Here is a 19,385-nt window from a genome sequence, read left to right as displayed (position 1 = left end):
CATGCAAACTCGTGACGACATTTTCAACACCCTGCGCGATGCCTTGGTCGAGCTGTTCGAACTGGATCCGGCGCGGATCAGCCTGGAGTCCAACCTGTATCAGGATCTGGAGATCGACAGCATCGACGCGGTCGACCTGATCGATCACATCAAACGCCAGACCGGCAAGAAAATCGCCGCCGAAGAATTCAAATCGGTGCGCACCGTCGGTGACGTGGTCGAGGCGGTCTACCGCCTGGTTCAACCGGCCGCATGAGCCGATTGATCGGCCTCGGCCTGCTGCTGGCGGGCCTGCTGTACCCCTTTGCGGTGTATTTCGGCATGGAGCACTTCGCCCCGTGGCAGTTCGGACTGCTGCTGGGCGGGTTATGGCTGGCGCGCGCGCTGACCGGCGAGCGCAAGCCCGGCAGCCTGTGGATGGCCTGCGTGGCGATCGGGTTCTGCCTGCTGCTGGCGCTGTTCGACAGTCCGCTGTTGCTGCGCTGGTATCCGGTGCTGATCAGCGGCTTCATGCTGGTGCTGTTCAGCCTGAGCCTGAAATACGGACCGCCGATGGTCGAGCGCCTGGCGCGGCTGCGCGAGCCGCAACTGCCGCCCGAAGCCATCCGCTACACCCGCCAGGTAACCGTGGCTTGGAGCGTGTTTTTCTTCTGCAACGGTTTGTGCGCCGCGCTCCTGACCCTGTGGGCGCCGCTGCATTGGTGGATGTTGTACACCGGCCTGATTTCCTATGGATTGATCGGCCTGATGTTTGCCATTGAATGGCTGATACGACAACGGGTAAGAGGCCGTAAATGAACTGGATAAAACTTGAGCAACTGTTGCTCAAGGCCCTGCCGGAGCGCGCGATCAGCGCCGCCCCGGCGCTCGACCACACGCAATTGCGTGAGCAGGCGCTGAGTGTTGCCGCCGGCCTGCAGGCTCGCGGCGTGCGGCGCATGGCGGTGCATCTGGAAGATGCCGCCGACCTCGCCATCGCCCTGCTCGGGGCCTGGCGTGCCGGTGTCAGTGTGCTGTTGCCCTCGGACCTGCAAGCGCAGACCCGCCAGCGCTGGTCGAATGAAGTCGATCTATGGCTGACCGATCACAGCGCGGATGTTCACTTGAACGATCTGCTGCAGCCGGCCCTACCCGACGCTGAACTGGATCTCGACCAGTGCCGCCTGAGCCTGTGCACCTCCGGCTCCAGCGGCGAGCCCAAGCGTATCGACAAGACCCTGCGCCAACTGGCCAACGAGGTCGAAGCCCTGGAGCAACTGTGGGGGGCGGATCTTGGTGAGGCCTGGATCATCGGCAGCGTCGCCACCCAGCACATCTACGGTTTGCTGTTCCGCGTGCTGTGGCCGCTGTGCGCCGGGCGTCCGTTCGTGCGCAGGCAACTGGCGTTTCCGGAAGACCTGCAGCGTGCCAGCCGCGAACACCCGGCCTTCGCCTGGGTTGGCAGCCCGGCATTGCTCAAGCGCATGGGCGACAACCTCGACTGGCCGGCCCTGAGCGCCGTGCGCCGGGTGTTTTCTTCCGGCGGCGCATTGCCGACAGAGGCGGCGCAGAGCCTGCAGCAACGCCTGCAGCAGTGGCCGACGGAAATCCTCGGCAGCTCGGAAACCGGCGGCATCGCTTGGCGTCAGGGCGCCAGCCTGTGGCAGCCCTTCGCTGGGGTTGAACTGAGTCAGGACCGCGACGGCGCCCTGCTGATCGCATCCCCCTATCTGCCGGCCGGGCATGTCGAACACACCGCCGACGCCGCACGCATCGCCGCCGACGGCCGCTTTGAATTGCTCGGGCGGCTGGACCGCATCGTCAAACTCGAAGAGAAGCGCATCTCACTGCCGATGCTGGAGCAGGCGCTGGTCGCCCACGCCTGGGTCGGCGAGGCACGGTTGGGCGTGGTCCAGGAAAACCGCGCAATGCTCGGGGCGCTGCTGGTGCTCAGTGAGCAAGGTCTGTTCGCCTTGCGCGAACACGGCCGCCGCAGCCTGACCGAAGCGCTGCGCAAACATCTGAGCGAGCATTGCGAAGCCCTGGCCTTGCCTCGGCGCTGGCGTCTGGTGCGGCAACTGCCGCTGAACAGCCAGGGCAAGCTGCCGCAGGCCGACATCGAAGCCCTGCTGCTGGCACCACGACCGAAGGCACCCGAGGTGCTGGAACAGGTCGAAACCGACGGCGAATGGAGCCTGCAACTGAGTGTTCCGCCGGATCTGGCCTATTTCAGCGGCCACTTCCCCAAAGCCCCGGTGCTGCCCGGCGTGGTGCAGGTCGAATGGGCACTGAACCTCGGCCGACAACTGCTGAACCTGCCCGGCAAATTTGCCGGCATGGAAGTGCTGAAATTCCAGCAACTGGTGCGCCCCGGCGATGAAATCCAGCTGCACCTGCGTTTCGATCCCGAGCGCAGCAAGCTGTATTTCGCTTACCGCAACGACACCGCGACCTGCTCCAGCGGGCGAATCCTCCTGGAGCCTGCCGATGCATAACCTGTGGCGAGGGAGCTTGCTCCCGTTCGAGTGCGAAGCGCTCGCCAGCAATTTTATGTCGACTGGATTTGGGGCCGCTTCGCAGCCCAGCGGGAGCAAGCTCCCTCGCCACAATGGGTGCGTGAATCATGCATAACCCTTGCGCGGTAATTCCGGTCTACAACCATGAAACCGCGATCGGCAGCGTGGTCGACGCGCTGCTCGCCCAAGGCCTGCCGTGCATTCTGGTGGACGACGCCAGCACCCCGTCCTGCGCGCGCGTGCTGGATGCGCTGGCCGAACGCGAAAGCGTGCATCTGGTGCGCCTGACCCTTAATCAGGGCAAGGGCGGCGCGGTGATGACCGGGCTGCGCGAAGCGGCGCGCCTGGGTTTCACCCATGCCCTGCAGGTTGACGCCGACGGCCAGCACGACCTGCACGACGTCGCCCGTTTCGTCGAGGAATCCCGCGCCCACCCGGACGCGATGATCTGCGGTTATCCGCTGTTCGACGAGAGCGTGCCCAAGGGCCGCTTGTACGCACGTTATCTGACCCACGTGATGGTCTGGATCAATACGCTGTCGCTGCAGATCCGCGATTCGATGTGCGGTTTTCGCGTGTATCCGCTGGCCCCGACGCTGGCGGTGATCGACTCGGCGCGGGTCGGCAAGCGCATGGATTTCGACTCGGACATCCTCGTGCGTCTGGCGTGGCGCAACCAGCCGATGCGCTGGCTGCAGACCAGCGTGCATTACCCGCTGGACGGCGTCTCGCACTTCCGCCTGTTCCACGACAACGCGCTGATTTCCAGCATGCATACCCGGTTGTTCTTCGGCATGCTGCTGCGCCTGCCGGTCATCCTCTGGCGCCGGTGGCGCACATGAGCGTCGAGACCGACAAGAAGCACTGGGCCGATCGCGAAGAGCGCGGCAGCTTCCTGCTGATGAAATTCACCGCGTTCGCCGCCAAGGTGCTTGGCCGACGCCTGCTCAGTCCGCTGCTGTACGGCATCGTCCTGTACTTCTTCCTGTTCGGCCGCACCGCGCGCAACAGTGCCTGGCAATACCAGCAACGGCTGGCCGACTGGAGCAACCGCGGCGAATTGCGCCCGAGTTACTGGCGGGTGTTCCGCCAGTTCATGGCGTTCGCCGATTCGCTGCTCGACAAGCTCGACGTGTGGAACGGCAAGATCCGCATCGAGCAGATCGAAATCATCGACCCGGCATTGCTGCGCAATCAGTTACGCGGCAGTCGCGGGCAACTGCTGGTTGGCGCGCACCTGGGCAACCTGGAAGTCTGCCGCGCACTGGCGGAGATCGGCGAAAAGGTCACCATGAACGTGCTGGTGCACACCAAGCACGCCGAGCAGTTCAACCGTTTGCTGGGCGAGGCCGGGGCGACCAATCTGCGCCTGATCCAGGTCAGCGAGCTGGACCCGGTAATCATGCTGCAACTGCACGAGCGCCTGGAGCGCGGCGAGTGGTTGGCGATTGCCGGCGACCGCGTGCCGTTGCACGGCGGGCGTAGCGTCACTGTGGACTTTCTCGGCCACCCGGCAGCGTTCCCGCAGGGGCCGTGGCTGCTGGCCGGTTTGCTCAAATGCCCGGTCAATCTGCTGATGTGCCTGAAACAACCGGACGGCCACTATCGCCTGACCCTCGAACCGTTCGCCGACAGCGTGACGTGGACACGCCGCGAGCGCGAGCAGGTCATTCATCAGTGGGCCACCCGCTATGCGCAGCGCCTGAGTCACTATTGCCTCGAAGCCCCGCACCAATGGTTCAACTTTTACCCTTTCTGGAAGACCGATGACGACGCCAACCCATGAGCCGGTAACCTTCGGCGAACGCCCTTTGCGCATCGAAGACGTGCTGACCCTGGCCAACCGTCAGGCGCCCGTGCAGTTGCAGAGCGACGCCGCTTACCGCGAACGCATCGCCAAAGGCGCACGGTTTCTCGATTCGTTGCTCGACAAGGAAGGCGTGATCTATGGCGTGACCACCGGTTACGGCGACTCCTGCGTGGTCGCGGTGCCGCTGCATCACGTCGAGGCACTGCCGCGTCATCTCTACACCTTCCACGGTTGCGGCCTCGGCAAACTGCTCGACCCGCAAGCCACCCGCGCCGTGCTGGCGGCGCGTTTGCAGTCGCTGTGCCACGGCGTGTCCGGCGTGCGCATCGAACTGCTGGAGCGCCTGCACGCCTTCCTCGAACACGACATCCTGCCGCTGATCCCCGAAGAGGGTTCGGTCGGCGCCAGCGGTGATCTGACGCCGCTGTCCTACGTCGCCGCGACCCTGTCCGGCGAGCGCGAAGTGCTGTTCCGTGGCGAGCGTCGCCAGGCTGCCGACGTGCATCGCGAACTCGGCTGGACGCCGCTGGTGCTGCGCCCGAAAGAAGCGCTGGCCCTGATGAACGGCACCGCAGTGATGACCGGCCTCGCCTGCCTGGCCTTCGCCCGCGCCGACTATCTGCTGCAACTGGCCACGCGCATCACCGCGCTCAACGTGGTCGCGCTGCAAGGCAATCCGGAACACTTCGACGAGCGTCTTTTCGCTGCCAAGCCGCATCCGGGGCAGATGCAGGTTGCCGCGTGGTTGCGCAAGGATCTAGCGATTGACGCGCCGACCGCGCCGCTGCATCGTCTGCAGGATCGCTACTCGCTGCGCTGCGCCCCGCACGTGCTCGGGGTGCTGGCCGACAGCCTGAACTGGCTACGCTCGTTTATCGAGACCGAACTCAACAGCGCCAACGACAACCCGATCATCGACGCCGAAGCCGAGCGCGTGTTGCACGGCGGGCACTTCTACGGCGGGCACATCGCGTTCGCCATGGACAGCCTGAAAAATCTGGTGGCCAACGTCGCCGACCTGCTCGACCGGCAACTCGCGCTGCTGGTGGACGAGCGCTACAACCATGGTTTGCCGAGCAATCTTTCCGGCGCCCCGGCGGATCGCGCAATGATCAATCACGGCTTCAAGGCCGTGCAGATCGGCACCAGTGCCTGGACCGCCGAAGCGCTGAAAAATACCATGCCGGCCAGCGTGTTCTCGCGCTCCACCGAGTGCCACAACCAGGACAAGGTGAGCATGGGCACCATCGCCGCCCGTGACGCGATCCGCGTGCTGGAACTGACCGAGCAAGTCGCCGCCGCCACGTTGCTCGCGGCCAATCAGGGCGTCTGGTTGCGCGGTCGCGATGAAGACGCGCGTGCGCTGCCACCTTCGCTGGCCGCCATGCACGAAGAGCTGGCCAGGGACTTCCCGCCGGTCATTGAAGACCGTGCACTGGAAGGCGAACTGCGCCTGTGCCTGCAACGCATCGCCGAGCAACACTGGAGGCTGCATGCGTAGCGCCGGAGTGCTGCACGCCGACACGGAAATCCTCGTGCCGTTTTTTGATGTCGACACCATGCATGTGGTCTGGCACGGGCATTACGTCAAATACCTGGAAGTGGCGCGCTGCGCGCTGCTCGACCAGATCGGCCACAACTACACGCAGATGTCCGAGTCGGGTTACGCGTGGCCGATCATCGATCTGCAATTGCGTTACGTGCGGGGCGCGGTGTTCGGCCAGCGCTTGAACGTACGCGCCAGTCTGGTGGAGTGGGAGAACCGCTTGAAGATCAATTATCTGATCACCGACCTGCAGACCGGCGAACGCCTGACCCGTGCCAGCTCGGTGCAGGTGGCGGTCGAGATCAGCAGCCGCGAGATGCAACTGGCCTCACCCAAAGTGTTCACCGATGCGGTGCAAAGGATGCTGCGATGAACCTGTTCTGCAAATGCCTTGGCGCGATGGCGCTGCTCGCCGTGTCGACGCTGGCCAACGCCTTCGACCTGCAACAGCTGAGCGAACAACTGGCGAAACCGGACGTTATCCACGGCCAGTTCATTCAGGAAAAACACCTGCGCGCTCTGCCCCAGCCGCTGATCAGCAAGGGCAGCTTCGTCCTGGCGAAAAACCACGGCCTGCTCTGGTTGCTCAAGACCCCGCTGCAACAGGACTACCGCATCACCGCCAACGGCATCGCCCGTCGCGACGGCAACACGTGGCAGTTGCTGCCGAACAAGAGCGCCGGTGCCGAACAGAACCGCCTGTTCCTCGCCGTGCTGCAGGGTGACAGCAGCGGTCTGCAACGGGATTTCGAACTGGCCCTGAGCGGCGACGCACAGCAGTGGAAACTCACCCTGACCCCGCGCTCGGTACTGCTCAAGCAAGTGTTCAACCGGATCAATATCGACGGCGGTGAGCTGGTACAGACCATCGAACTGCTGGAAACCCAAGGCGACAGCACCGTGCTGCGGATGAAAGACAGCAGCGCCGGTCAACCATTGAGCGAAGCGGAGCAACATGACTTTGCCCAGTGAGCGCAGGCTGCCGTGGCTGTTCCTGATCCTGCTGCTGGCGGTCGTCGCGCTGGCCGGGTGGCAGTGGCGCGACGGTGCACCGCTGTCGGCCAACCTCATGGAGCTGGTGCCCGGGACCAATCCTGACGCCCTCGAACTGCGCGCCGAACAACGCATGCAGGAACCGCTCAACCGGGAAATGCTGGTGCTGGTCGGCCATGCCGATCGCCAGCAAGCGGTGGCCATGGCGCAGACCCTCGGCGAGCAATGGCAGGCCAGCGGGCTGTTCGAAAAGGTCCAGTGGAACCTGCAGGCGGATCTGCCGGCGTTGCGCTCGCAATTGCTGCAAGGGCGACTGGCGATGCTCTCGGCGGACGATCGGCAACTGTTGACCGAGCATCCCGATGCGTTCATTCAGCAACGGGTGCAGGCACTGTTCGACCCGTTCAACGGTTTCACCCTGGTGCCGAGCCAGGACGACTGGCTGGGCCTGACCGGACGCATCCAGAACAGCCAGCCGAAACACGGCGCGGTGCAACTGGACATCGGCAGCGGCGCACTGGTCGCCGATGCCGACGGCAAGCGCTGGGTGCTGCTGCGCGCGCGCACCACCGGCAATGCCTTCGACATGAATCTGCCGCTGAAAGTCGCCGATCTGCTGCAGCACAGTCGCGAGCAGGCGGCGAAAGCCGACGTACAACTGTTGGCTGCCAGCGGTCTGCTGTACGCCGCCAACGGTCAGCAGCAAGCCACCCGCGAAATGACCTGGGTCGGCGGTGGCGCCACTCTCGGCATTCTGCTGTTGCTGCTGTTGGCGTTTCGTCGCTGGCGGGTGCTGCTGGCGTTCGTGCCGGTGTTGGTGGGCATGCTGTTCGGCGCGGTGGCCTGCGTGGCGCTGTTCGGCCACATGCATGTGATGACCCTGGTGCTCGGCTCCAGCCTGATCGGCGTGGCGGTGGATTACCCGCTGCACTATCTGTCGAAAAGCTGGAGCCTCAAGCCGTGGCGCAGCTGGCCGGCGCTGCGCCTGACCCTCTCCGGACTGACGCTGAGCCTGATCACCAGCGCCATCGGTTATCTGGCGCTGGCCTGGACGCCCTTCCCGGCGCTGACGCAAATCGCGGTGTTCTCTGCCGCCGGCTTGCTCGGTGCGTATCTGTCGGCGGTGTGCTTGTTGCCGGCCCTGCTGAAAAACGTGGAACTGCAGCCGGCGCAATGGCCGCTGCGCCTGGCCGAGCGTCTGGTAAAGCTGCGCGAAAACCTGCTCGAACATGTGCGTACGCCGGTGCTATTGGCGCTGGTGATCGCCTTCTGCGCCGGCGGTCTGGTGCAGCTGCAAAGCAGGAACGACATCCGCCAATGGGTCGGGGCGCCACAACGCCTGACCGATGAAGCGCAGACCATCGCACGCATCACTGGCTATCAGCCGACCAGCCAGTTCTTCCTCGTGCGCGCTGCCAATCAGCAACAACTGCTGGAGCGTCAGGCCGCACTGAGCGAGCGCCTGCAGCAACTGGTCAACCTCGACAAACTGCAAGGCTATCTGGCCCTCGACCAACTGCTCAGCCCGCCGAGCCAGCAACAGCAGGTACGCGAAGCACTGAGCAAACTGCCGCAATACTGGCAGCCATTGCTCGACCTCGGCGTACCGCTCGCGGCGCTGCAGACCGAGTTGCAGCAATTGCAGAGCCTGCCCGCCGAGGACATCGACGCGGCACTCGCCGGGCCGCTGGGCGAGCCTTACCGCACACTGTGGCTTGGCCCGACCGATGATGGCGTGGCGGCGATGACCAGCCTGCAAGGGCTGAACAATCCGTCACTGCTGCGGGTGCAAGCGCTGGACTTGCCGGGGGTGATGCTGGTGGATCGTCTCGGCGAATTGAACAACGTATTCGCCGCGACCCAGATCAGCGCCGCCGAACTGAAACTCGCCTCCTGCGTGTTGATCGTGCTGGTGCTGATCGTGCCGTTCGGTTTCGGTGGCGCCTTGCGCATCGTCGCCCTGCCGCTGCTGGCAGCGCTGTGCAGCCTTGCCAGCCTCGGTTGGCTCGGTCAGCCGCTGACCCTGTTCAGCCTGTTCGGCCTGCTGCTGGTAACGGCGATCAGCGTCGATTACGCGATCCTCATGCGTGAGCAGGTCGGCGGTGCGGCTGTCAGCTTGCTGGGCACCTTGCTGGCGGCGCTGACGACCTGGTTGTCGTTCGGTCTGCTGGCGGTGTCGAGCACGCCGGCGGTGAGCAACTTCGGCCTGGCGGTAAGCCTGGGGCTGGCGTTCAGTTTCATTCTGGCGCCGTGGGCCGGACGTCACGTCCACCGCGCCGCCGTCGTGGAGCCGGCAGCGTGATGGTCGTCGGTTTCTGGCTGATGGCCTTGGCGCTGTTTGCTGTGGCGACCCGTATCGGCCGGCATTTCGGCCTGATCCCGATCGTCAGCCAGTTGCTGCTGGCCAGCTTCGGTTTGCCGCTGTTGATGTATTTCTGGATCGAACCGGGCTGGCAGCTCAGCGGAGCCCAACTGATTGCGCCGGTGTGGCTGAAAGACCTCTACAGCCTGAGTTTCGCGCTGCTGCTCGGGCACATCCTCAGCGATGTGATCGATCTGCGTCTGGATCGTCAGAGCGTGAAAATCGCCGTGCCGAGTTTTGCCGTGCCGTTCGCCTGCGGTCTGGCCGCCGCCTGCTGGCTGCTGCCGGCGCAACCGTGGCTGAACTCGCTGGCGATCGGTCTGGTGTTCGCGATCACGGCGATTCCGGTGCTGTATCTGTATCTGCGTCACATCGACTACCCGCCCGCCGCCACCCGGCGTCTGGTGCAGACTGCAATCCTCATCGACCTGACCTGCTGGACGCTGTTCGGTCTCGCTCAGGGCAGTCTGCATCTGAGCAGTCTGTTGCTGCCGCTGGGACTGGCCTGCGTGCCGCTGCTGTTGAGTCTGCTGCGCGTGCGTCGACCGCTGACCTACAGCCTCGGTTTCTTTGCGCTGCTGGTGCTGGCCGAGCACTACAAACTCAACGCGCTGATTTTCGGCATCGGTTATCTGCTGTGCATGGCCTTGCTGAAAGTGCCGCTGGTGCTGCCATTGCCGGCGCTGTGGATGAGCCGTTTGCAGACGTGGATCGCGATCCCGCTGATCCTCACCTTCGGCATCGTGCAGATCGACGTGCACAGCGCCCTTGCCAGCCTCGGCGCGGCGCAATGGGCGGCGCTGCTGCTGTTGCCGATCGCCAGTAAACTGCTCGGCAACTGGCTGGGGCTGGGCTGGGCCGGCGCCTCGTTCGAAGGCGCCAGCCGCTGGCGTGAAAGCGTCCTGCTGAACATTCGCGGTCTGAGTGAAATCGTCTTTCTCAACCTGCTGCTGCAACAACAGCTGATCAGCCCGGCGCTGTACTTCGCGCTGATGCTGATGGGCCTGATCGCGACGCTGTTGCCGGCCGGGATCGGCCTGCACCGCGCGCCCCTGAAAACCACCGCCACTGCGCCCGGGAGTTCACGTGCCAACCGTTGAAATGCAACGTCGTCAGGTAGTGATCATTGGTGCCGGCCCGTCCGGCGCCATCGCCGCCGCGCTGCTCATGCGCAAGGGCCACGATGTGCTGGTGCTCGAGCGCCAGCACTTCCCGAGGTTTTCCATTGGTGAAAGCCTGCTCAGCCATTGCCTGGACTTCGTCGAAGAAGCCGGCATGCTCGACGCCGTCAACGCCGCCGGCTTCCAGCGCAAGACCGGTGCTGCATTCGCCTGGGGCGAGCGCTACAGCGCCTTCGATTTCGGCGACACCTTCACCGCAGGTAAACCCACCACGTTCCAGGTGCAGCGCGCCGATTTCGACAAGCTGCTGGCCGATCAGGCTGAATTGCAGGGTGCCGAAATCCGCTACGGCGACGCCATCGTCCGCGTCGATTTCGAGCGGGCCAAACCAGTGCTCGACGTACTGCGCGAGGATGGCAGCGAATACTGCGTCGAAGCGGATTTCGTACTGGATGCCAGCGGTTACGGACGCGTGCTGTCGCGCCTGCTCGATCTGGAAGCGCCATCGAATTTTCCGGTGCGCCAGGCGGTGTTCACCCACGTTGAAGATCACATCGACAACCCGGCCTTCGACCGCGAGAAGATCCTCGTCACCACCCATCCCGAACACCGCGACGTCTGGTTCTGGACGATCCCGTTCAGCAACGGTCGCTGCTCGGTGGGCGTGGTGGCTGCCGCCGAACACTTCAAGGGTCGCGACAGCGATCTGGACGCCTGCCTGCGCGGCTTCATCGGCGAAACCCCGAGCCTCGCCGGCGTGCTGAACAACGCGGTGTGGGACACCCCGGCGCGCACCCTCGGCGGTTATGCGGCCAATGTGAAAACCCTGCACGGACCGGGCTTCGCCCTGCTTGGCAACGCCGCGGAGTTTCTCGACCCGGTGTTCTCTTCCGGCGTGACCATCGCCATGCGCTCGGCGAGCATGGCCGCGGCGGTCCTGCACCGACAGTTGCAGGGCGAAACCGTCGACTGGCAGCGCGAGTTCGCCGAACCGCTCAAGCGCGGGGTCGACACCTTCCGCTGCTACGTCGAGGGCTGGTACGCCGGCACCTTTCAGGACGTGATTTTTTATCAAGACAGTCAGGCGGAGATCCGCCGAATGATCTGCTCGATCCTCGCCGGTTACGCCTGGGATGAACGCAATCCGTTCGTCAGCGAAGCACGCCGCCGGCTGAAGATGATTTCCGAACTCTGTGCAAAGGACGCCCCATGAATTACTTGAGCGACAGCTACGTCGAGGAAACCCGCTTCGGTTTCTGGTTCCTGCGCAGCCACACTTGGCAGCACCATGTGTTGCGCGTGGCGATCAACGATTTGCGCGGGTTGTTCAGCGAGTCGCTGCCGGCCCATCCGGTGCTGCTGGATGCCGGCTGCGGTCAGGGCAAATCGTTCCGGCACCTGCGCCAGACCTTCGCCCCACAGCGTCTGATCGGCGTCGATGCCGATCCGCACAGCCTGCAACTGAGCGCCGAAGAAGCGGCGCGGCAGGGCTTCGATGTGGAGCTGATCGGCAGCGATTGCGCGACGCTCAACGTGGCGGACGCCAGTGTCGACCTGCTGTTCTGCCACCAGACCTTTCATCATCTGGTCGAACAGGAAAAAGCCCTCGCCGAGTTCTACCGCGTACTGAAGCCGGGCGGTTATCTGCTGTTCGCCGAGTCCACCGAGGCTTACATTGATACCTGGGTGATCCGTTGGCTGTTCCGTCATCCGATGCATGTGCAGAAGAGCGCCGCGCAGTACCTGGAGATGATTCGCCAGCAGGGTTTCGAGTTCGACGAACGCAATGTCTCGTACCCGTATCTGTGGTGGAGCCGATCGCAGGATTTTGGACTGCTGGAGCGGTTTGGGGTGCGCAAGCCGAAGCCGTTTGGCGAGCGTGAGGAAACGTTGGTGAATGTCGTCGCGCGCAAGCCATTGCAAGGTGATATCTGATGCACCGCTATCGACCTGCACACCTGTCCCCCTGTGGGAGCTGGCTTGCCAGCGATAGCGGTGGGTCAGTCGGACTCAATTTTGGATGTGCCAAAGCCATCGCTGGCAAGCCAGCTCCCACAGGGATTCTGGGGTGGCTGATATTGGCGCTCTGCTCTCTGCTGCTGAGTGGTTGCGCCAGCCAGGCGCCGTTGCCCGCGAGCAGCCCGACGCTGCCATTGCCGCTGCAACTGCACATCGAACGCCAACAGGCCGATCAACGTCAGGACTGGCTGTTGGTGATCCAGCGCGAAGGCCCTGGCATCCGCTGGTCGATGATGGATCCGCTGGGCATTCCCCAGGCCCGTCAGCAACTGATCGATGGGCACTGGCAGGCCGACGGGCTGCTGCCGCCCAACCCGGAAGCCCGGGAGCTGTTTGCCGCGTTGCTGTTCGCCCTGACCCCGTCCGGCGAGCTGGTGCGCAATTACCCCACCGCGCAGCAGCAGGGCGAGCAACGTACGCTCGCGCCGCGCTGGACGATCCGTTATGCACAACCGTTGAGTTTCCAATTGAATCTGCCCCAAGGCCCGCACTATCGGGTTTCTCCCCTCGGTGAACCGACGCCATGACTGCCTACCTCAATGCCCTCGGCGTGATCTGCGCGCTGGGCCGCGACAAGCACCAGGTCGCGCACAACCTGTTTGCCGGTGACTGCTCGGGCATGCGCCGCGAGCCCGGCTGGGTGGCCGGGCGTGAGTTGCCGGTAGCGGCGGTGCACGGTGAGCTGGCGGCGATTCCGGCCGAACTGGCCGAGCAGAGCAGCCGCAACAATCAACTGCTGCTGGAAGCCGCGCTGCAGATTCGCGAGGACATCGACCGGGCGATCCAGACTTACGGTCGCGAGCGTATCGGCGTGGTACTCGGCACCAGCACTTCGGGGATCGACGAAGCCAGTCGCGGGTTGGCGCATTACCTTCGCGAGCAGCAGTTCCCCACCGAGTACGACTATCGGCAACAGGAACTCGGCGCCCCGGCGAATTTTCTCGCCGACTGGCTGCAACTCAGCGGCCCGGCCTATGTGATTTCCACCGCCTGCACGTCCAGCGCTCGGGCGTTGATGAGCGCCCAGCGCCTGCTCGATCTGGGCCTGTGCGATGCGGTGCTGTGCGGCGGCGTCGACAGCCTGTGCAAACTGACGCTCAACGGTTTCAGCGCACTGGAAGCGGTGTCCGACGAGCGCTGCAATCCGTTCTCGGCCAACCGCAATGGCATCAATATCGGCGAAGCGGCGGTGCTGTTTCTGATGAGCAAGCAACGCGGCGACGGCGCGGGCATCGCCCTGCTCGGCAGCGGCGCCAGCTCCGACGCGCACCACATTTCCGCGCCGGAACCGAGCGGCCGCGGCGCCCTGCAAGCGATGCAGAAAGCCTTGAGCCGCGCACAGTTGCAAGCGGCGCAAATCAGCTACCTGAACCTGCACGGCACCGCGACCCAGCACAACGATGCGATGGAAAGTCTGGCGGTCGCCACGCTGTTTCCTGAAGGCGTGGCCTGCTCGTCGACCAAGCCGATGACCGGCCACACCCTCGGCGCGGCCGGCGCCCTCGAAGCGGCGTTCTGCTGGCTGAGCCTGAGCACCGACAACCCGCAACACGCCTTGCCGCCACACGTCTGGGATGCCCAGCCCGACCCCGATTTGCCGGCGTTGAAGTGGGTGACCGCGAGCGAACGCCTGTCGTCCATTGCACCCCGCTACCTGATGAGCAACTCGTTTGCCTTCGGCGGCAACAACGTCAGCCTGATTATCGGAGACGCCCCATGAACGACTGGCCGCTCGCCGAACTGCTGCCCCACGCTGGCGACATGATTCTGATCGACCGCATCCTCAGTTTCGACGAGGAACAGATCCACACCCGCCTCACGGTCAAGCCCGACGGCTTGTTCAACCTGCCCGACGGCAGCCTGCCGGCGTGGGTCGGTGTCGAGCTGATGGCGCAAAGCGTTGCCGCGTTCGCCGGTTGCCATGCGCGGCAGAAGGGCAATCCGGTGGAGCTGGGTTTCCTCCTCGGCACGCGCAAATTCGAGTGCAACGTCGAGGCGTTTGCGGCCGGCAGCGAACTGACCATCCACGGCATCCGCTCGCTGGAAGACGACAACGGCATGGGCGTGTTCGAATGCCACATCCACGGGCCCGGCATCGAGGCCAGCGCACGCTTGAACGTGTTCCGCCCGCCGCAGCCCAGCCAATACCTTGAACAAAACCGGGAGTCGAATGATGACTGAATCCGTACTGGTCACCGGCTCCAGCCGTGGCATCGGCCGCGCCATTGCCTTGCGTCTGGCGCAGGCCGGGCATGACATCGTCCTGCATTGCCGCAGCGGCATGGCTGAAGCCCAAGCGGTGAAAGCTGAAATCGAAGCGCTGGGCCGCAACGCGCGCATCCTGCAGTTCGACGTTGCCGACCGCGAAACCTGCAAAACCATCCTTGAAGCCGACGTCGAAACCCACGGCGCCTATTACGGCGTGGTACTCAACGCCGGGCTGACCCGCGACGGCGCCTTCCCCGCGCTGAGCGATGATGATTGGGACGTGGTGCTGCGCACCAATCTCGACGGTTTCTACAACGTCCTGCACCCGGTGATGATGCCGATGATCCGCCGTCGTGCCGCCGGTCGGATCGTTTGCATCACTTCGGTGTCGGGTTTGATCGGCAACCGTGGCCAGGTCAACTACAGCGCCTCCAAGGCCGGGGTAATCGGCGCGGCGAAGGCGTTGGCGATCGAACTGGGCAAGCGCAAAATCACGGTTAACTGCGTCGCGCCGGGCCTGATCGATACGGCGATGCTGGACGAAAACGTGCCGGTGGAAGAACTGATGAAAATGATCCCCGCACAACGCATGGGCACCCCGGAAGAGGTCGCTGCTGCAGTGAATTTCCTGATGTCGGCGGAAGCCTCGTACATCACCCGCCAGGTTCTGGCGGTCAACGGAGGCTTGTGCTGATGAAGCGCGTCGTCGTCACCGGCATGGCCGGCATCACTTCGCTGGGCAGCGACTGGCAGGCCATCGCCGGCAACTTTGCGGCCAACCGCAGCGGCATCCGCCGGATGGACGAGTGGGACCGCTTCAGCGAACTCAACACCCGCCTGGCCGGGCCGATCGATGATTTTGTCGTGCCGCCGCACTGGACCCGCAAGCAACTGCGCAGCATGGGCCGGGTGTCACGGCTGGCGGTGGGTGCGGCGGAACAGGCGCTGGCCGACGCCGGCCTGCTCGGTGACGAAACCATCAAGGACGGGCGCATGGGCGTGGCCTGCGGCTCGTCCACCGGCAGCACCGACGAGATCAAGGCGTTCGGCAACATGCTGCTCAACTCGGTGGCCGAGGGGCTCAATGCCAACTCCTATGTGCGGATGATGCCGCACACTACCGCGGCCAACATCAGCATTTTTTTCGGCCTCACCGGACGCCTGATCCCGACGTCCAGCGCCTGCACCAGTGGTAGTCAGGGCATCGGCTACGCGTATGAAGCGATCAAGTTCGGACGGCTGCCGCTGATGCTCGCCGGCGGTGCCGAAGAGCTGTGCCCGACCGAAGCCATGGTCTTCGACGCGCTCTACGCCACCAGCCTGAAAAACGACGCGCCACAGACCAGCCCACGTCCGTACGACAAGGGCCGCGACGGTCTGGTGATCGGCGAAGGTGGCGGCATGCTGGTGCTCGAAGAGCTGGAGCATGCGCTGGCGCGCGGGGCGCGGATCCACGCCGAGATTGTCGGTTTCGGCAGCAACGCCGACGGCCAGCACACCACCCGCCCCGAGCAGGTGACCATGCGTCGCGCGATGGAACTGGCACTGGAAGATGCCGGGCTTGCGCCGGATGCCATCGGTTATGTCAATGGTCACGGCACCGCTACAGAACAGGGCGACATTGCCGAAACACTGGCGACCAGCAGTCTGTTCGGCGAACACATGCCGATCAGCTCGCAAAAGAGTTTCCTCGGCCACACGCTGGGGGCCTGCGGCGCGCTGGAGTCGTGGTTCAGCATCGAAATGCTCAATCGCGACCTGTACGTGCACACGCTCAACCTCGACGAAGTCGATCCGCACTGCGGCAAGCTCGATTACCTGCGCGGCGAATTTCGCCAGATGCATCACGAATACGTGATGAACAACAATTTCGCTTTTGGTGGCGTCAACACCTCGTTGATTTTCCGCCGCTGGCACTGACCGCAACACGTTTGGAGTGAAGGGAATGACTCAGTTTCACCGCATCGCCGCCCTGCTGGCCCTGGCCTTTGTGCTCGGCGGTTGCACCAGCAAACCGGTTTACAACGCCAAGGAAGAGTTCTCGCCCAACCTCGGCTTCACCCAGCAACAGATGAGCCGCGCCATCGTCACCGCACTCAACGACCGCCAGTGGGTGGTGCAGTCGGTGCGCCCGGGCATGATCAAAGCGGCGATTACCGTACGCGGCCGTCACCACGCCGAAGTCGACATCCCGTTCAGCCCGACCTCGTTTGAAATCGACTACCGCAGCAGCTACGGCCTCGACGCCAAGGACGGCAAGATCCACGGCAACTACAACCGTTGGGTCAACCGCCTGCGCGACAACGTGCTCAAGGAACTGTCGATCAACCCGGACATCGAGTTCGTCAACGACCTGGGCATCGTCAAGCAAGGCGCCGACGAACCGACCTACCTGAGTTTTCGCGAGGGCGTCAAACGCGCCACCGACGCCGGCCTGCTGGACGGCAGCGTGAAGTTCTACCTGGCCGGCGAAAGCCTGCCAAAGCAGGTACGCAAACTCGACACCGTGAGCAGCAGCCGCAAGACCAACGGCTCGAACAAATCCGACACCGACGCCTGCTTCTGGGCCCTGCAATCGGCCCTCGCGACCCTGCAGAATGCCGCGAAAAAAGCCGACGCCAACGCCGTGATCAACATCGCCAGCGTCGACCAGCGCGACCTGTACAAAGACACCGAGAAATTCCAGTGCCGTGCGGGCCTCGTAGTGTCGAGCGTGGCGTTGCGTGGGGATTTGGCACACGTTGATTGATTGACTGTAGAAACGACAAAGGACGCCTTACGGCGCCCTTTCACAAACAGGTTGGCTTGTCATCGCCGTTCACCTGTCTGGCTCTGTGATGGCTGGTTGCCCAGGATCCTCAGAGTCTCACAAGCCCCTTGGGGGAACATTTTTGGGCATCGCCCAACATCTTGAGGCGGGCACGGGCAATCGTCTCTTGCACTTTGGCGATGAACCGAAGATCTCCCCCGGCTTCATCCAAGCAAACCTCAAGATAGCTCACCAAGTCCTCTTCATTTTTCAAATAATCGATAGAGTCCCAGTTCGTGAATTTTTCGATCATGTTTTTTCTTGATGATTTCTGGCGTTATGAAAATTAGCGTCCTTAGGTTATTCACACAAGGCACATCACTTCTGATGTTTTTGTAGGGAATGCACTGACCTTGTGTAGTCCAGATCGCAATCACCTTAAAATCCGCGATAACGCGAGGATAAATTTTCTCGCCATAAGGGCACTATTCGGCGCCCTGCTCATTTCAGCTCTACACTCGTCCTGACAGGCCGTCGCACCGCGCCTGCTTGAACGGCGAGCCTATCAGCCCTGCACTCGCGGTTCTCTTTCACCGTCAAGGAGATGACCATGCAAGTGAAAGCCCTGATCGCCGCCACGCTCCTCGGGCTATTGCCCGGCGCCAGCCACGCCACCAACCTGATGTACATGCCGTTCGAGACGGTGCTCTCGGACGCGATTCGCGCCGGGCGGCTGGATGGCAGTGTGAAGTTCTATCTGATCGGCAACGGGCCGCAGGGCACGCAGCAGTTGTTGCGTCGGGATGTGGTCAGTGATCTGAAGACCAACGGCTTCAACAAGAGCGATCACGACTCCTGCGAATGGGTGCTGCAGTCGAACCTGATCAAGTTGCAGGCCGACGCCAAGCGGGTCGGGGCGAATGCGGTGGTCAATATCGTCAGTTATTACGACCAGCATGTGCGCAAGGATTTGAATACCTATGAGTGCCGGGCCGGGGTATTTGTGACGCGGGTGGCGTTGAAGGGGGATCTGGTGCGGTTGCCCTGAGGGGCGTTGGTGTTTGAGTTGACGCCTTCGCGAGCAGGCTCGCTCCAACCTTGGAATGCGTTCCCCTGTGGGAGCGAGCCTGCTCGCGATTTGATTGCGCAGCAATCAAGCTTTTGAAGGCTCAACCTTGCGTGTCAGCAGTTCGACAAACGCCTTGGCCATCGGCGATTTCTGATCCTTGCGCTGCACCAGCCACACCGCCGACACCGCCTCCGGATCGAGCAGTGGTCGATAGACCACACCATCAATACGCATCCGCTGATACGACGCCGGCAACACCGAAACTCCCAGCCCCGCTGCGACCAGTCCGATGATGGTCATCGCCTCCCCCGCCTCCTGGGCGAAGTGCGGACTGAATCCGGCATCGCGGGCCAGACTGAGCAGTTGCGCATACAAACCGCTGCCATAGCTGCGTGGAAAGAACACGAACGGCTCCAGCGCCAGCGCCGAGAGGAACAAGCCTTCCTCGCTGCCCTGCGCCAACGGATGTTTGGAGCCGAGCACCGCCACCAGCGGCTCACGCATCAGCTCCACCACACTCAGCGAATCCGGCAGGCCCAGCGGGCGCATGATGCCGACTTCGATCGACTCATCCACCAGCGCGTCCGCGACCATGGTGCTGCTCATCTCCCGCAGGTTCAGGTGGACTGCCGGGAAACGCTGACGAAAAGCAAAAATCGCCTGGGGAATGGTCGAGTTGAACGGCGCCGATGAGGTGAAGCCTATCTTCAATTCACCCAATTCGCCGAGTTGCGCACGCCGGGCGACATCCGCGGCTTTGTCGACCTGCGCCAGCACCAGCCGCGCCTCCTGCAGAAACAATCGGCCGGCCTCACTCAGTTCGACCCGACGATTGGTGCGCTCGAACAACCGCGCGCCGACCTCTTGCTCCAACGCCTGAATCTGCTGACTCAGCGGTGGCTGAGAGATCCCCAGCACCTGTGCGGCGCGGCCGAAATGCAGTTCTTCGGCGACGGCGATGAAGTAGCGCAGATGACGCAATTCCATGGAAACCCCATTAGGTCGTTAAAGCT

At 63.5% G+C, this 19,385-nt stretch carries 21 protein-coding genes; 19 read left to right on the top strand and 2 right to left on the bottom strand.

Annotation, left to right across the window (positions count from 1 at the left end):
• The first annotated feature begins 1 nt into the window (after position 1).
• The 18 genes from ACU680_RS12260 (at position 2) to ACU680_RS12175 (ending at position 17,303) form a co-directional block, all read left to right on the top strand.
• Positions 2–256: an acyl carrier protein gene (locus ACU680_RS12260; protein WP_003220947.1), complete on the top strand. Its 255-nt coding sequence runs from the start codon at positions 2–4 to the stop codon at positions 254–256.
• The gene (locus ACU680_RS12255; protein ID WP_367082715.1) at positions 253–798 is read left to right on the top strand and encodes a COG4648 family protein; all 546 of its coding nucleotides are present in this window, start codon (positions 253–255) and stop codon (positions 796–798) included. Before ACU680_RS12260 ends, ACU680_RS12255 begins: the two co-directional genes overlap by 4 nt.
• Positions 795–2,474, top strand: coding sequence for an ApeI family dehydratase (locus tag ACU680_RS12250; protein WP_448179560.1), 1,680 nt, complete (start codon positions 795–797; stop codon positions 2,472–2,474). Before ACU680_RS12255 ends, ACU680_RS12250 begins: the two co-directional genes overlap by 4 nt.
• Before the next feature lie 128 nt (positions 2,475–2,602).
• Complete coding sequence (locus ACU680_RS12245; RefSeq protein ID WP_448179559.1) at positions 2,603–3,337, top strand: glycosyltransferase family 2 protein; 735 nt, start codon at positions 2,603–2,605, stop codon at positions 3,335–3,337.
• A complete protein-coding gene (locus ACU680_RS12240) occupies positions 3,334–4,281 on the top strand; it encodes a lysophospholipid acyltransferase family protein (RefSeq protein ID WP_400764109.1) in 948 nt (315 codons plus the stop codon). Before ACU680_RS12245 ends, ACU680_RS12240 begins: the two co-directional genes overlap by 4 nt.
• Complete coding sequence (locus ACU680_RS12235; RefSeq protein WP_448179558.1) at positions 4,262–5,806, top strand: HAL/PAL/TAL family ammonia-lyase; 1,545 nt, start codon at positions 4,262–4,264, stop codon at positions 5,804–5,806. The genes ACU680_RS12240 and ACU680_RS12235 overlap by 20 nt, the downstream gene beginning before the upstream one ends.
• The gene (locus ACU680_RS12230) at positions 5,799–6,224 is read left to right on the top strand and encodes an acyl-CoA thioesterase (protein WP_047290910.1); all 426 of its coding nucleotides are present in this window, start codon (positions 5,799–5,801) and stop codon (positions 6,222–6,224) included. The genes ACU680_RS12235 and ACU680_RS12230 overlap by 8 nt, the downstream gene beginning before the upstream one ends.
• Positions 6,221–6,823 carry an outer membrane lipoprotein carrier protein LolA gene (locus ACU680_RS12225; protein ID WP_448179557.1) on the top strand — a complete coding sequence of 201 codons (603 nt, stop codon included), beginning with the start codon at positions 6,221–6,223 and terminating at the stop codon, positions 6,821–6,823. The genes ACU680_RS12230 and ACU680_RS12225 overlap by 4 nt, the downstream gene beginning before the upstream one ends.
• On the top strand, positions 6,807–9,146 hold the full coding sequence (locus ACU680_RS12220; RefSeq protein ID WP_448179556.1) for an MMPL family transporter: 2,340 nt from the start codon (positions 6,807–6,809) through the stop codon (positions 9,144–9,146). Before ACU680_RS12225 ends, ACU680_RS12220 begins: the two co-directional genes overlap by 17 nt.
• The gene (locus ACU680_RS12215) at positions 9,143–10,306 is read left to right on the top strand and encodes a sodium:proton antiporter (RefSeq protein WP_448179555.1); all 1,164 of its coding nucleotides are present in this window, start codon (positions 9,143–9,145) and stop codon (positions 10,304–10,306) included. The genes ACU680_RS12220 and ACU680_RS12215 overlap by 4 nt, the downstream gene beginning before the upstream one ends.
• Positions 10,293–11,540 (top strand): NAD(P)/FAD-dependent oxidoreductase, encoded by a 1,248-nt coding sequence (locus ACU680_RS12210; RefSeq protein ID WP_448179554.1) that lies wholly within the window; start codon positions 10,293–10,295, stop codon positions 11,538–11,540. The genes ACU680_RS12215 and ACU680_RS12210 overlap by 14 nt, the downstream gene beginning before the upstream one ends.
• Entirely contained in the window at positions 11,537–12,262 is a 726-nt protein-coding gene (locus ACU680_RS12205) for a class I SAM-dependent methyltransferase (RefSeq protein WP_448179553.1), read from the top strand. Before ACU680_RS12210 ends, ACU680_RS12205 begins: the two co-directional genes overlap by 4 nt.
• A gap of 125 nt (positions 12,263–12,387) precedes the next feature.
• Positions 12,388–12,873, top strand: a complete 486-nt coding sequence (locus ACU680_RS12200; RefSeq protein WP_448179656.1) for a hypothetical protein — start codon at positions 12,388–12,390, stop codon at positions 12,871–12,873.
• The gene (locus tag ACU680_RS12195) at positions 12,870–14,066 is read left to right on the top strand and encodes a beta-ketoacyl-[acyl-carrier-protein] synthase family protein (RefSeq protein ID WP_448179552.1); all 1,197 of its coding nucleotides are present in this window, start codon (positions 12,870–12,872) and stop codon (positions 14,064–14,066) included. The genes ACU680_RS12200 and ACU680_RS12195 overlap by 4 nt, the downstream gene beginning before the upstream one ends.
• Complete coding sequence (locus ACU680_RS12190; RefSeq protein WP_007967263.1) at positions 14,063–14,527, top strand: hotdog family protein; 465 nt, start codon at positions 14,063–14,065, stop codon at positions 14,525–14,527. The genes ACU680_RS12195 and ACU680_RS12190 overlap by 4 nt, the downstream gene beginning before the upstream one ends.
• Positions 14,520–15,248, top strand: coding sequence for a 3-oxoacyl-ACP reductase FabG (gene fabG, locus ACU680_RS12185; protein WP_448179551.1), 729 nt, complete (start codon positions 14,520–14,522; stop codon positions 15,246–15,248). The genes ACU680_RS12190 and fabG overlap by 8 nt, the downstream gene beginning before the upstream one ends.
• Complete coding sequence (locus ACU680_RS12180) at positions 15,248–16,474, top strand: beta-ketoacyl-ACP synthase (RefSeq protein ID WP_448179550.1); 1,227 nt, start codon at positions 15,248–15,250, stop codon at positions 16,472–16,474. The genes fabG and ACU680_RS12180 overlap by 1 nt, the downstream gene beginning before the upstream one ends.
• A 25-nt stretch (positions 16,475–16,499) precedes the next feature.
• A complete protein-coding gene (locus ACU680_RS12175) occupies positions 16,500–17,303 on the top strand; it encodes a hypothetical protein (RefSeq protein ID WP_448179549.1) in 804 nt (267 codons plus the stop codon).
• Between the two features lie 109 nt (positions 17,304–17,412).
• Here the strand turns inward: ACU680_RS12175 and ACU680_RS12170 are convergent, their stop codons facing one another.
• On the bottom strand, positions 17,413–17,616 hold the full coding sequence (locus ACU680_RS12170; protein ID WP_367082694.1) for a helix-turn-helix domain-containing transcriptional regulator: 204 nt from the start codon (positions 17,614–17,616) through the stop codon (positions 17,413–17,415).
• A gap of 297 nt (positions 17,617–17,913) precedes the next feature.
• Between ACU680_RS12170 and ACU680_RS12165 the strand changes: the two genes are divergently transcribed.
• Complete coding sequence (locus tag ACU680_RS12165) at positions 17,914–18,351, top strand: excinuclease (RefSeq protein ID WP_367082692.1); 438 nt, start codon at positions 17,914–17,916, stop codon at positions 18,349–18,351.
• A gap of 105 nt (positions 18,352–18,456) precedes the next feature.
• On the opposite strand, the gene ACU680_RS12160 is transcribed toward ACU680_RS12165, so the two are convergent.
• Entirely contained in the window at positions 18,457–19,359 is a 903-nt protein-coding gene (locus tag ACU680_RS12160) for a LysR family transcriptional regulator (RefSeq protein ID WP_448179548.1), read from the bottom strand.
• Positions 19,360–19,385 lie beyond the last annotated feature (26 nt).

Source organism: Pseudomonas sp. LF020, assembly GCF_053456425.1.
The sequence above is the reverse complement of the archived record's forward strand: the minus strand, read 5'-3'. Positions and strand labels throughout refer to the sequence as shown.